Annotated in this window: 9 protein-coding genes; all 9 read right to left on the reverse strand. The window is 35.5% G+C overall.

What is annotated here, in order from left to right; translation table 11 throughout:
- Positions 1–11 precede the first annotated feature (11 nt).
- Entirely contained in the window at positions 12–1148 is a 1137-nt protein-coding gene (locus tag C8C83_RS20085; RefSeq protein ID WP_121330350.1) for an ABC transporter substrate-binding protein, read from the reverse strand.
- 54 nt (positions 1149–1202) lie between these two features.
- On the reverse strand, positions 1203–1781 hold the full coding sequence (locus C8C83_RS20090; protein WP_121330351.1) for a tail fiber protein: 579 nt from the start codon (positions 1779–1781) through the stop codon (positions 1203–1205).
- A gap of 608 nt (positions 1782–2389) precedes the next feature.
- The gene (locus C8C83_RS20095) at positions 2390–3892 is read right to left on the reverse strand and encodes a DUF4157 domain-containing protein (protein ID WP_121330352.1); all 1503 of its coding nucleotides are present in this window, start codon (positions 3890–3892) and stop codon (positions 2390–2392) included.
- Positions 3893–3952: 60 nt separating this feature from the next.
- The gene (locus C8C83_RS20100) at positions 3953–5074 is read right to left on the reverse strand and encodes a hypothetical protein (protein ID WP_121330353.1); all 1122 of its coding nucleotides are present in this window, start codon (positions 5072–5074) and stop codon (positions 3953–3955) included.
- Positions 5075–5164: 90 nt separating this feature from the next.
- Positions 5165–7309: a DUF4157 domain-containing protein gene (locus C8C83_RS20105; protein WP_121330354.1), complete on the reverse strand. Its 2145-nt coding sequence runs from the start codon at positions 7307–7309 to the stop codon at positions 5165–5167.
- 61 nt (positions 7310–7370) lie between these two features.
- Entirely contained in the window at positions 7371–9122 is a 1752-nt protein-coding gene (locus C8C83_RS20110; protein ID WP_121330355.1) for a DUF4157 domain-containing protein, read from the reverse strand.
- Positions 9123–9163: 41 nt separating this feature from the next.
- Positions 9164–11623 carry a DUF4157 domain-containing protein gene (locus C8C83_RS20115; protein ID WP_121330356.1) on the reverse strand — a complete coding sequence of 820 codons (2460 nt, stop codon included), beginning with the start codon at positions 11621–11623 and terminating at the stop codon, positions 9164–9166.
- A gap of 28 nt (positions 11624–11651) precedes the next feature.
- Positions 11652–13421: a DUF4157 domain-containing protein gene (locus C8C83_RS20120; RefSeq protein ID WP_121330357.1), complete on the reverse strand. Its 1770-nt coding sequence runs from the start codon at positions 13419–13421 to the stop codon at positions 11652–11654.
- A gap of 7 nt (positions 13422–13428) precedes the next feature.
- A complete protein-coding gene (locus C8C83_RS20125; protein ID WP_121330358.1) occupies positions 13429–14223 on the reverse strand; it encodes a GH-E family nuclease in 795 nt (264 codons plus the stop codon).
- Positions 14224–14267 lie beyond the last annotated feature (44 nt).

A 14267-nucleotide genomic window follows, 5' to 3' on the forward strand; every position in this document is an offset into this window, starting at 1 on the left:
TACAGTTTAGTTTAATGACATAAATAGGCATTTTGCCATCCGCCTACATAATCGGGCTTTGTAAATGAATTAAAAGCTCTGGTAAATTGCCCGTCATTTACGAATGTTTCAATTTTATTAAAGCTTATATCGTTAGAAGAATCAAAATTTAATTTATACATATAGTAATTAAATATTGTTCTGTTAGTGTCCTTATCAAATTTAATATTGCCTCTTGGTCCAGTAATATTCAATTTGCTAATCAGGTTAATTAAAGAACTTATACTAAGATTGTTTTCTGCATTCAGAAGAAGGGTTTCTAATATAAGTCCGTTTTCATATCCCAAAATAGAAAAGATCGTTGGCTCCTCTGAATATTTATTTTTATAGTTCTCTGTAAAGTTGCTACTGTCACTATCATTTTGCATCCATGAACTCACTACATAAAGATCGTGCGGTTCATTTTTATAATCCTCAAGAATTTTATCATTGATAAAAAACGGAGTAACATAAAACGGATACTTTTTAGTGATTTTATTTTTGTTTATAAAATTGGCATTTTCTTCGGCATACAAACCACTGTAGAAAGCAAAAACAGCATCAGGTTCATACGAGTTAATAAATTGCCCCATGTATTCAGATTCGTCTTCTCTGGGCACAAAAGGAGTAATATAGTGGCCTGAAAAAATAGGTTTTTCTTTAAAAGCATATTCAATTGCCGCCAGCATACCATAACCTGAATCATAAAATGAAGTTGAGGTTACGACTTTTTGATAGTTTTTGGCAGTTAAATAAGTTCCTAAATGATAACAGGATTCAGTTAATCCAAAAGAATTTATGTAAACACCTTTATAAGGAGATGTTTCATAAGGCATAGTTGCTCCGGTATCTGCAGCAAGCAATAGAATATCGTTTTTGGAGGTATAGTTATAAACCTCAGAAATATTATAATGCCCAAAAAAACCAACGATAATAGATATATCCTCTTGGAAATTTAATTTTTGTATTTTATCAATTATCATTTTTTCATCAGCACCAATACCAATGCTCTCTACAAAAAACTTCACATTGAGATTATTAAGTTTTAATCCTCTCATAAAATCTTTGTCCAGAGTAGGGTATTGTTGTGATTTTGGAATTAGAATTCCTATTTTAATAATATCTTCCATAAAATGAGATTAAAAAAACAGAGGCATAATTGCCTCTGTTTCATTTTAATTGTATTAGTTTCTACTTGGAAAAATTCCTTCCATAGCGATACAATAGTTTATTCCCAGGTAAGGATTTCTTAAACCAAATGGTTGGCTACCACCTGCAACACCTGTAGCACCGCTAATTGCTGCAGTTACACCACCAACTGCATTACTTGTTCCTCCAGTTTCACTATAGATATTTGGAGTATTGCCGCCAGCAGCAAAATAATTATTACCACCATCAGGATCATTACTGATTGGTTTTAAGCTTATTGCATTGACAGCTACAGTAATAGGAGAAGTAGCCGCAGCTAGTGGATGACCATGTATAGGCATGTTGCTTGATGTAAGCGTAATGCTTTCATTACCACTTACTTCTCCGATATTAATAAAGCTTAAGCCTGGCCCTTGTCCTTGACCTACAAGAGATCTACCTCTTAAATCAGGCAAAGCAAATGTAGATGTTCCATTGCCTCCATAAGTTGTTCCAAGTAGAGCAAAGAGTGCATTGTATTGTGATATGGGAACTAGTTGCCCATAACATAATTGCCAACCTCTAGGGTTAAAGTTAAATCCAAATGCTAGAATTGTTCCTAAAAATACATCCATAATTTTTTTGTTTAATGGTTAGTTAATAAATGAGATTTGTTAATGATTTCAAGATTTAAATTGAAATATATTTTTATGTTAATACAATGCTAAATTACTTTATATAACTCTCTTAGAAACAGGTGTTTTTACCTGTTTTTAAAGAACTTTCGGCTGGTTTAGGATTCTTCTTACGAAGTAGTTCTTCCTTCAAACTTTCCAGCGCTATCATTTCTCTTTTCAATGTTTAAAATTAAATATCCAATGCGTAAAATCCGGATAATATGACACAGAACAGTTTTTTCGTGTCATAAGATCGCTTTTTTGTGTCATATTAATTTTGATTGATTGTAGCTGAAGAAGCTTGATTTTTGTCAATCAAAATACAGAGACTTTATTGAAAGTTGTAATAGGGAATATCTTTGTAGGCTTATACTGAAGTATGCTTTTTCGATTTGATATACTAAAATTATAAAATAAATATGATATAACTATCAGAAAAACATATTTTTCTAAGTTTATTCTTATTTTATTTTGTGTTTCTGGAGACTCTTGAAGTAATAGAATACTTTTCGTAGTGAATTGGTTTTGGAGAATAATGCCGTATTTAAGTTTTAACCTCAATTTTATCAGACACCAAACAGTTTCTGTAAAACATGAAGACCAATTCCAATACCAATACCAGTTGCTATTGCCGGAGCTGCTGCTGCTGCAAGAGTTGTTCCGGTTGCCAGTACAATTCCGCCTGCTATTAGACCTCCAACAGAAGAACGTGCTGTTTGAGCAAGAGGGTTTGAAGAAATAGCCAAAGAACCCAATTGAGCAACTAAAAAGCGACGCAAGGGCCATTTACCTGTTTTAATATTTTTCGAAGCATTTTTCAGCCATTTATGCTTTGATACAAATTCTGTTACTATACGATCACGATAGATAATCATTAACTGTCCAATGGCATCTGTATTTTTAAAAATAGACATAGCGTTACCATCATCTGTGGCTACTATTCTTCCCAAATCAAATAAAAAAGAAAAAGTTAAATCTTTTAAGGCCTCATCTTTTTTCCTTTCATCTGTTATTTTATTTACTATAGCATCTCCTGCATGAAAATATAGGTTTCTATAAACATTATATCTTTTACTATTTCCCCCTGCCAGACTTTTTGCCAGATTTACATGATCACGAAATCTTGGCCTCCCTTTTTTCTTTCGTGATTCAATTTCATTTGGGTATTTTTCTATTTTGCCTTTAATATCATTTCGATGATCATTACTTTGATCTTTAAATTCAATAGCAAGATCAGCATCTTCGTCATTAGCCTCCAAATGCCCCTTATCTGTTATTTCAGCTCCCATAAGATTATCTGCAAAAGTGTGTACCCCAATTTCATGAATAAACATTCCAATTAAGCTTCCTATTGAAGCTTTTTCGAGATACCATCTATTTAATTCAACGCCAATATTTCCTTTATTTCCCGGATGAGATATTGTCCCTTTATGATAATTCCAGGCAGGAGTTGTTTCTCCTTTATTAATTATTTCTATCTCTATAGAAGCAGCCGGTAAAACGGGCAAAAGTGCATGTTGCATAATACTTACAAGAGTATTAAACGTTTTGATAGTTTTTGTATCGTTTCCTAACATTTTTAGAGTATCCGGTTTAGGTTCTACTTTCATTCTCTGTATTGTTCCTGAAGACACATTTTCAGTACTATTTTCCTGGCCCTTCATTTGCATAGTAGGTTTTACTCTGCCTTGTTTTTGTTGCACGACATGCCAGGCTTCATGCGGTAGATGTTTTTCTTGACCGGAAGCTAAGTGAATATCTGTGCCTTGTGCATAAGCATGTGCATTAAGTTGTTGAGGTTTGTTTGAGTTATAATGCACTTTAGCATCATCCATAGAATGTCCCGAAAGATTTTCAATTCCCGATTTCAGATTGTTAGGCAGACCTGTGTTATTTGCTTTTTTCTGAATAGGTTTAAAAGTAGATTCCTGACCAACAGCTTTTTCCAGAAGCTTTTTTTGTACAGAACTTGATTCCCTGTTATCTTTTAACTGTATAGCATTACCGTTGACATTAGCTGCGCTTGTCTGTGTTTTGTCTTCAGATAATTTTATATGATTTTGTTCCATTTTTTGGGTTTTAGGAATCTACTTTTTAAGATCTATGATTCAGTTTTGAATTATAAATAGTTAAGTTTTTTTATAATTTTTTACAACGATATCATTTAATGGAGTAGGGATTAAAGCATTTACCGTCAGAGGAGGATTCAGAGGATCCTTTGTATCCCAATGTGTAAAATCTGCATTTATGTAGTTAATAGTGCACATTATGTCGTTGCCTTGACTGCGTGTACCGTGTGAACCTTCAGTAGTTCCGGGAATCCAGACCTTGTCAGCAAATTGAAATAAGCAGATTCCTAATAATTTGTCAGGGTTTTTAGCAGCGTACTCAATACTTCCTGCCAGTTGTCCGTCTACAAATTCTTGATAATTAGGTTTTAATCTGTCGAGTCCGATTTCAGTAAATATAATTGGCTTTTGATATTTTTCGTATGCTAAATCAACATAACCTTTTCCGGATTCTTCAGCATTTTCAAATAAATATAAACGGTTGTTATAAGTTTGAGGTGCCAGGAATAAACGCTTATTTAAGTTTTTAGTTGTTTTTTTGTCTAAGACTGCAAATAAGGGATCCCAGAAACCAAAGCAAGGATACTTAGCGCCATATTTTGCAAAATCAACCGGATGTCCAATTGGTACTTCTCTATAATTAGGATATTTTGACGCTTCAATATCAGCCCAAGATGTTGTAAAATCTATACAGTGTTGAAAATTATAACCATTTCTGGTAGGTTCGTTTCCAATAACAATTCCTGCAACAGCACTGTGGTAATCTGTTTTTTGGCTATTAGAAAAAGAATCTATCAATTTAGGAATTTGGGTATTTCGATCCTTAAGTCCATTTTCATCACCTGGCTTTACAAAATAACAAGAAACAGATACCAGAACCTTGATATTAAATGAATTGCAATAATCCAGAAAATTTAAGTGATTATTTCGTGGATCCCAATCGTACAATCTAATAAGAGTAACGCCCATATTAGCCAATGTCTGGATGTCATTTCTGGCCTTATTAGGTCCGTTAAGATCACAATGACTTCCCGCTTTTGAAGTATATTCTTTTCCCCACATAGGAGTCATACAATCATAAGCAACATCACTTCCATAGAAGATTAAAGTATGATTTGCAGTTGATGGATCATATCCGTGAGGATATGGTGCGTAGCACATTCCGTTGAAATTTTTGTTCATAATGGTTGATTTTTAATGGTTAATGAATAAATTATTTATTGTTAAAAGCTCCTGTTTTATTGATTATTTAGATCTCATAATTATACTATTCTAAAATGGCCACAAACGACTAAAAAAGCCACCTTGTTGCGGTGGTGCCGGTGGTGGAATCGCCTGAATTCGTGCATTTGCCTGGTTGATTAATAAAATTGATTGTGCAATATTTGCTTCTGCTTTTGCTAATACATCAGCGTGAGCAGAATTAACATGAGTTTTGAAGCTTTCCAATTGAGTTTTTACAGCATCACTTTCTGAAACTAGAAACTGAGGAAAGACAGTATGCATATGCAAAATAAAACTTGTTGCAGCACCTTTAATGGCTATACGCGCTTCAGGGATTTTCATAGCGTTGGTCAGATTACCGGCTTGCCCTAAAAGATCATTAACAGCTGTTCTGTCATCCTCGGGTTGTAGGTCGCATAATGGTAAAAAAGCATTAATAATTTTGTTTAAAAGTTCCCATTGTACATTAGACTGATTGATGTGTCCAAAACGCTCTTTCATTCCATATTCTTTTCGAATTGAGTTTTCAACAGAATGAATATTACCATATTCTTCCATATTGGACCATTTCAATTCTTCGGCGCCAACTACACCAACGTGAGGGAATAAATGATCACTTACTTTTGAATTGTTCAAAGAAACTCCGTCAAGCATATGTGTAGCATGCCCAAGTTCGTGCCCCAGCGTTATAAAATTTGGAGCGGGAATTTCATTTCTGTTTTCATCTACAGATCTTGAAGTATGATGATCTTCGGCATCCCGAATATCTCTCGTTATGGTAACATTAACTCCAATGCCAGAACCAAATAAAAAATATTTATCACCTATTTTTAGCCCTTTTGCCTTTGGATTATTTTTACGGGCGTTATAAATAGCTGTACCTTTCAATTTATTATCAGCAATTTTGGTTAAATCAAGTTCAACAAATTGCTTTTTATAATTTTCTCGTTTTTTGTTCGCATCTTTTTCACCTTTAAACATTTGATTAGGAGAAACAGGAAGTGGTGTTAGCTTTTCACTATTATTAGAAATAGTTGGTCCGGCAGCAAACACGGCAGCGGGAGCACCTTGTGAGGGATGCGCAAATCCAGGCTTAATTGTTACTGGTTTTTTGCCTTTCGTATCTTTATTTACATGATTTACAATGTTTCTTCCGGTTTCAGTTTCTAATAAACGGGCAAATTGAGCAAGAACCTCAAATCGAAAACCTTCATGAATACGAGAAGCTGCAAGTTTGGTCTTTGAGTTAGTATAGTTTTCCTCTTCAGTAATATGCACATTCCCAGTTCCTTTTACTAATTGGTGCCAGATAGTTGTTACTTGTTTTTGTTCTTCTGCTTTTAATGTATTAAAATTTGCTACAGGAGGTAAATCATCGTTATTTTGAATACTTACTTTTACCAGATTTTGATGTTCTAATTGTACTTCGTTCATTAAATCTTTCACCCAAAGTGCATTTTTACTCACATTTTGATCAGGAACACTATACTCATCCAACCAATGCATAATCGAAACCTGAAGAATATGTAATTCATTGAGGCGCATAGTATGTGTTTTTCCTTTGCGATGTGAATTATAATTTAAAGCCTTATGCAAAAGATCTTTGATGCGTTTATCTCCGCCTTTATTCGAAAGCAGAGCAGGGTCAAGCCAACGTTGTACAACTGGATGATCGTTTTTTGTATGAGTTGGATTTGAATTGTTAAAATTTAAGTTTCTATTTTTCTCCGATTTTATACCTACGGATTTTGATTTCGTTTGCAAAGCTTTCGCACCCATAACATCCGCTTCTTTCTCCAGACCTTTATCATCATTTACATTCACTTTACCCTTCATTTGCAAAGTAGGTTTTACACGTCCTTGTTTTTGTTGTACAACATGCCAGGCTTCGTGAGGCAAATGTTTTTCTTGTCCTGATGCAATATGAATATCTGTTCCCTGTGCATAAGCGTGAGCATTAAGCTGAGCAGGTTTATCAGAGTTATAATGTACTTTGAGATCATCCATAGAATGACCTGAAAGGTTTTCTATTCCGGATTTTAAATTGCCGGGCAAGCCAGTATTGTTTGCTTTTCTTTGTAGGAGAGAAGCAGGGCGATTGTCTTGAAGTTCTCTTGTCTTATTCTGAATAGTTTTCTCGTTTAGAATATTGGCAACAGATTGAGTTTTGACTCTTTCATAACTATTTTCCATATCGTATTTTATTAAAATATTAGGAACCCGTTATTAAATTTGTGAATTGGTCATTTTATTGTTATTCAGCTTCGTGACTGAAGTCTTTTATAAACTCACCATAAGTTATAATTAGAATATTTAAACGGTGATTTGCATTTTCCCAAGCGGCAATGTCATGTACATGAGCAAAACCAAGTGATGCAGCTACATATCCACCTTCTGCTATGGCTCTTCGTAAGCCCGCCAGCATTACAGTATTTCGATCTTGCATACCTATCTCTGCATGTCCTGCGGCTGCTCCCAGTGGTAGATTTACTGATGCTGCGCGTTCTAATATTGTTTTTCCCGGATAGACAATATTAATATTATTTGTTGATGCCTGTCTAAGCGCATTATAAGCAGCAGTATATCTTTGTCTATATAGCTCAGTGGATCTATCATCTTTATCAGATTCTACTACCTCTCTATAGGCATCTCTTACATTTTCAGGTAATAAAAGTGGGATCTCTGGGCGTGCTATAAATGTTTCCATTGCGCCACCTTGATTGTAATTGTTGGCACCTGGTCCTTTCGGGCGCTCAATACCTCTTGGTCCACTAGCTGTGTCGCGTAGGAAATATAATATACCATTGCCGTTTCTAAATTTAGCTTTACCATTTGCTTCGGTTTTCCAAGCGTCAAATGTCACTGCATCTTGATCTGCTTTCGGAAGCATTCTGTGGACTCCAACAACATCTGTTCCTCCTGCGACTTCATAATTGGCAAAGGCGGGGAGTGTCTTAGTTTTTTGGTTAAATGGTAGTGGTGCCCGTAGATAGGCAAAAGCATGTAGAGCTTTGGATAATCCTAATTCTATATGATGCCTATTAGCATTCTCAGGCAAAGTACTGAGATTGGCGGCATCTCCGGCACCAACGCCCATTTGTGTGGGTCTAAAAGCAGCACTGGACTCAACTAATACTTTTGCATTTTGTTGATTTGAGGCTTTCAAAATTGAAGCAATAGGGTTATATCCATGATTTTCACCAAGTAGAAAAAAAGCAGTAGCTGGACCACCGGCAACTGCAGAAGGAAATGGCAATCGATACCATAGTCCCAAGGTTTCTAATAATCCACATTTTACAGGTTTACCACTATCATGCGCTTCAAACTCTTCTTCAGAAAGATAGTTTCGAATATAATTATCACTTAACCAATATGGATGGTCATAATCAAATAAATCAAATCCCGATTCCCTTGATTCTTTTTCAACACCATTTATAAGCACCTTTCTTTGTACTGTAGGAGTTGTTGTATTAGTTTTTTTATATCCTGAATTTATCCCTTCTGATTCCGATTTCATTTGCAAAGCCTTCGCACCCATAACATCAGCTTCCTTCTCCAAACCGCTATCATCATTTACATTTACCTTGCCCTTCATTTGCACAGTAGGTTTTACTCTCCCTTGTTTTTGTTGTACAACGTGCCAGGCTTCGTGAGGCAAATGTTTTTCCTGTCCTGATGCAAGATGAATATCAGTTCCCTGAGCATAAGCGTGAGCATTAAGCTGAGCAGGTTTATCAGAGTTATAATGCACTTTGACATCATCCATAGAATGACCGGATAAGTTTTCTATGCCCGATTTTAGGTTATTGGGCAAACCAGTATTGTTTGCTTTTCTTTGAACAGGTATAAAAGAAGCTTGTTGCGTTATCGTTTTTTCAGCAAATTTTCGTTGAACAACAGAATACTCCCGATTGTTTTTTAATTGCACAGCATTAATTCCGCCACCATTATAGGCAGCAGTTACAGCTGTTTTATTTTCGGATATTTTTTCGTGTTGTTGAGTCATTTTTAATTTTTAAAACATCATTATTATTATTATTATTATTATTAATGATAGACATTTTGTTTTAATTCAAGAATCCTCAACTCTTGGATTTCCTTGGCTTGTGTTGTTTCCAGCTTTTTAATCTGTTTATCGATTTCACGTAATTCTTTTACAGCTGCTGATGATTCACTTAAATCAGTTTCTAATTTTTCGTTTTCCAGAATCAATTTGTCGATTTCTTGGGTTAGTCTGTCATTTTCTTCTTGTAGTGCTTTCTGATCGATATTTAAATTTTTAACAAGCACACTCTTTTCATTTTTAGGACCAGTTATTCGTTTTATTTCGTCTGAAATGGCTACTTTTTTTTGATCAGCGTCTTCTGCTCTGGCATTAAAATCAGCAGAAGTATTTGCTCCAAAACGCCTTGATTTTTCTGCTTTTTCATTAGATTTATTTTTCTTTTTAGCATCAATTTCTTGTAACAATCTACTTTCCATATCATCTGATTTAACTCCGGGATATTTAATTTGCAAAGCGGCTATTTTGCTTTTCCATGTACTAAAAAGAATACCAAATCCTGAACCTGCTTTATGTAACTCATTATAATCTGCTTCAAGTTTTGTAATCTTGTCCTCCAATTTCTTTATGTTGGACTCCAAAACAAGTACTTTGGCTTTAAATTGTCGGGAAGTTTTTACCTCATTATCCCATCCATTTTCCTCTTGTTTCAAAATTTTAATTTCGTCTTCTAGCTTTGCGACATCAGTATTTAATTCGTTTAATTTTTTGGTAGTTTTTTCTAATTTTCCTTTCACAGTTGAAAGATCTTTCTTCAAAGCTGCTTGCTTTTCGTTACCTTCATCAAGTGCTTCTTTCAGCCCCTTTTCTTGACTTGCCAAAGGGCTTTTTTGTTCCTTTTCTTGTTTTAAAGCAGTTAATTTTTTCGTTGATTGTTCTATACTATAACTTGTTTTATCGATTTCCATTCTAACTCTTTCCGTAATACCTTGTCTCTCAAGTTCTACTACTTCAGATGCTACTTTGGTTAGTTGCATTTGACAAACGTGACAAGAAGGAACATCTTCATGATGCATTGTAAAGCGCTCTCCTTCCGCAGTTAGCTTATTATAAATCAACACTTCTGAATTTGGGTTTCCTGAAACAAAAACTTCGGTCAAACCCATTTTTCCCGAACCAGTAAAAGCTTTAGGATCAACGGTTTTTGCAACCGATAAAGCTACCGCAGCTGAACAGTTAGCAGGAAAGGAGCCTAAATCTTCTTTACTCTCCCTTCTTTTTCTAACCACTTTTTTATCTTGATAACCAAAGTGTTTGTCATTTTTACCTATTTCGTCACTGACATCTTCTTCGTATTTTGCTTCATCCTCAGGAGAAATCGAGGTTTTATCATAAACTTTATTATTGAACAATTGAAAATCTTTTTCCAAAATCATTTCAACTAATTGTACCATTTCAGGTTTATTTCCAGAAAGTGCAAAAATTTGTTGACCATCAGGAAGAACCAAAAGACCTAGCATAAATTTGTTAGAATCTAATTGGCGAGAAGCAATAATTAACTTGCGGGCCTTATTAACAATAGCAGTACTCAAAGCAGTTTTACTTATAGTGTAGGGAGCTTCATTTTCTAATGCCAGTTTTTTTGCAAGCCCATTTCTGCCTTTATGCACAGGGTTTGGGTGATGAGGCTCTCTGGTTTCAGAGTCGTTTACAAGATCAATTAGATGCATTATTTGTTGTGTAGCTCTGACAATATCTTTTTTATCGAGCGAATCTCGTATATTTTGCATCCATAGACCAGTATTTTTATGTTCCTTTACAGCTTCTTCAAAGTTTTGTCTGCGATCATTAATTATTGTTCCGTATACGTATTTTTCAAGTTCTTCAATATCTTTTGCTTTCGGATGATGTACCGAAATCATTCTTTGTACTATTCCCTGACTTTCATGTCCACAAGGAAGCACAATGCCTGATACTGGAGGTAATTTGCTGATTTTAGACAATTGTTTAACTTCAGGTATAGAAACGTTTGATTCTATAATTTGAATATCAGCTTTTTTCAACTGAATATTCAGGGCTTTATTCCCCATAACATCAGCTTCCTTCTCCAAACCGCTATCATCATTTACATTTACCTTGCCCTTCATTTGCAAAGTAGGTTTTACACGTCCTTGTTTTTGCTGTACAACATGCCAGGCTTCATGCGGTAAATGTTTTTCCTGTCCTGATGCAAGATGAATATCAGATCCTTGTGCATACGCATGGGCATTAAGTTGTTGAGGTTTATCAGAGTTGTAATGCACTTTGATATCATCCATAGAATGACCGGAAAGATTTTCTATCCCGGATTTTAGATTATTGGGTAAGCCAGTATTGTTTGCTTTTCTTTGTAGGAGAGAAGCAGGGCGATTGTCTTGTAAAGCAATTGCTTTGTTCTGAATGGGTTTTTCATTCAGACTATTCGCAACAGATTGTGTTGTGGCTTTTTCATAACTATTTTCCATATCGTATTAAAATATTGGGAACCCGTTATTAAATCTGTGAATTAGAGTTTTTTTCGTCTAATGCTTTGTCTGTATAAGTTTTCTTCGTTATAGGTTCGAGCTTCACAAATAGAGGTTCCAACTCTGTCAAATATTTTTGTGCTCTTTCACGTTCTGTTTTAAGGGATTCGAGTTTCTGGTTCAATGAGAATACAAGTTTGGCCGTTGGCATTCCTGATATAAAGCCCAGGAATCCAAGTGGCATCTTAAGGACATCTTCTACTTTCTTTATGCTTTGAGGGATTCCTGTTTGTATCTGATTATGAGCATGAAGTCCTTCAGATTCCGCCATTGTCAGAAGTTGCTTAGCCACTAAATTAGTATCTGGAGCATCGTGATTGCTTTGCAAAAATTCGTTGATAATTTCTATAAGACTTGGAAGATCTTTGGCTTTTTTGAAACCAGCATATTGAACAGGTAATGGAATAATTAAATGCTCTATCCCATTATATGGATCTTTTATTTTCTCTACTCTATTCCACGCTAGTGCAGCTTCCATAAACCGTGGTGATGGAATACCCATGCTTTTTAAATTTATAGCTGCAGGCAGCAGTTGTGCCGATTTTCCAACCGCTGCCTCATATCCCCATTCTATAGAACCAAGGTAAGTCTTTTGCATTGGACCATCCAGAATGATCGCCGCAGTTTCTGCAAGAAATTTTGAACCTCCATTTTTTGGGTGGTTTGGAGTATCTTCCAGTATCGCAGGTATTATCGTATTATTTTTTCTATAACCCGTTTGAGTTTTGTTTCCTTTATACCCATGAGACGGTAAGGTATCTTTTGGGTTGGGTGTATCGGAAAGTTTTTCTGGCAAAGCTTCATGACCTGAATGATAGTTTGCGAATCCATATGCTACTGGACTAGTCGTTTGTAGAAATTTCTTTTTCCCATAACCGAGTACTCCTTTTGTTTCTCCAAACGGAAGTTGATCTACTCTCCAACCCTTGTTTTCCCCTTCAAGAACCTGGCCTTTCATTAGTCCAAAGTCGCTGTCTTTTGTAGCATGCTTACCATCAACTGTATAAAGGTCTCTTTTTACTGTTTGAACAAGACCTATTCGTCCCTCAACTTTTTCATTGGGTTCAAATTTCAACTCGATATTTGCCCCCGATACAGGTGCCGTAGCAGGAATGATTCGGTACGGATCAGCAATAAATTTTCCATAATCTGTAGTTTGCTCGCTTTTTAATTGTCTTACAGAGCTACTTCCGTTATTATTTACTGTCTTAAGCGTATTGGGTTGCTTAATTTCTTTTTTCAACTGAATATTCAAGGCTTTATTCCCCATAACATCAGCTTCCTTCTCTAAACCGCTATCATCATTCACATTTACTTTGCCTTTCATTTGCAAAGTAGGTTTTACCCGTCCTTGTTTTTGCTGTACAACGTGCCAGGCTTCATGCGGTAAATGTTTTTCCTGTCCTGATGCAATATGAATATTAGATCCTTGTGCATAAGCATGAGCATTAAGTTGCTGTGGTTTATCAGAGTTATAATGAACCTTTACATCATCCATAGAATGACCGGAAAGATTTTCCATTCCGGATTTTAAATTATCGGGCAAACCAGTGTTGTTTGCTTTTCTTTGAACAGGAGTAAAAGAAGCTTGTTGCGTTATCCTTTTTTCAGCAAGTTTTTGTTGTACAACAGGATATTCCCGATTGTTTTTTAATTGCGCAGCAGTAGTCCCGCCACCATTATAGGCAGCAGTTACAGCTGTTTTATTTTCGGATATTTTTTCGTGTTGTTGAGTCATTTTCTTTTTATGTAGTTATGCCTGCGCCGCCGGAATCGGGATCTGGATCCTTGCGGAAATCTTTATAAAAACCTTTGTTCTTTGGTTCATCATCAGGAGTATGATATCCTTCTTCATCAGTATCGCTTTCATAATCGACTTTTTTCTTTTTCTCATATTTATGACTTTCATTGCATACTTTGCAAAAAGCCCTTAAACGATCCGGATCATTGTGATCTTCTCTTATTTCTTCATTAGTTGCACCTCTCGACTTCAAATTACGTTCTCGCGGCGCCCAAGTAGGATAATGGTCTAATGCCAAAGCCCGTTGTTCATGATCATTACCACTTTTACTGATAAAAGCATATCTGGTAAGTTCCAGCTTCTTGCTTCCTTTTTTGGTATAAGCAAGTGGACGTCTGCATCCGGGGCAAGTATAAACATCATCATAGTTACTATTGACATTTTCGCGTTTGTGAGCAGTATGTTTTATAACGTGTTCTGTAGTATCATTTGGGACATTAAATCTCTTTTGTTTTTTTGCTTGTGGAGGTACAAAATCACCGCTTCCATCGCCATCGTCGCTTTCCTCATCGCTTTCAGAATCTTTTCTTTTTCTTTTTTTACCACCTTTTAACTGCGCAACACCAGTATCAGAAATTGCATTTTCTTGTAGACTATTTTCTACATGTTCCTGCAGTTTTCTTTGTACAAGAGAATATTCGCGATTGTCTTTTAATTGAACCGTATTATTCTCTCGATTTGCATTTGCAGCAGTTAAAGCTGTTTTATTTTCCGATATTTTTTTATGTTGCTGCGTCATTTTCTTCTTTTTTGAATGATATAACTGCGTATTATTTCAGAATC

It is taken from the genome of Flavobacterium sp. 90 (genome assembly GCF_004339525.1).
In the GTDB taxonomy this organism is placed as follows: Bacteria; Bacteroidota; Bacteroidia; order Flavobacteriales; family Flavobacteriaceae; genus Flavobacterium.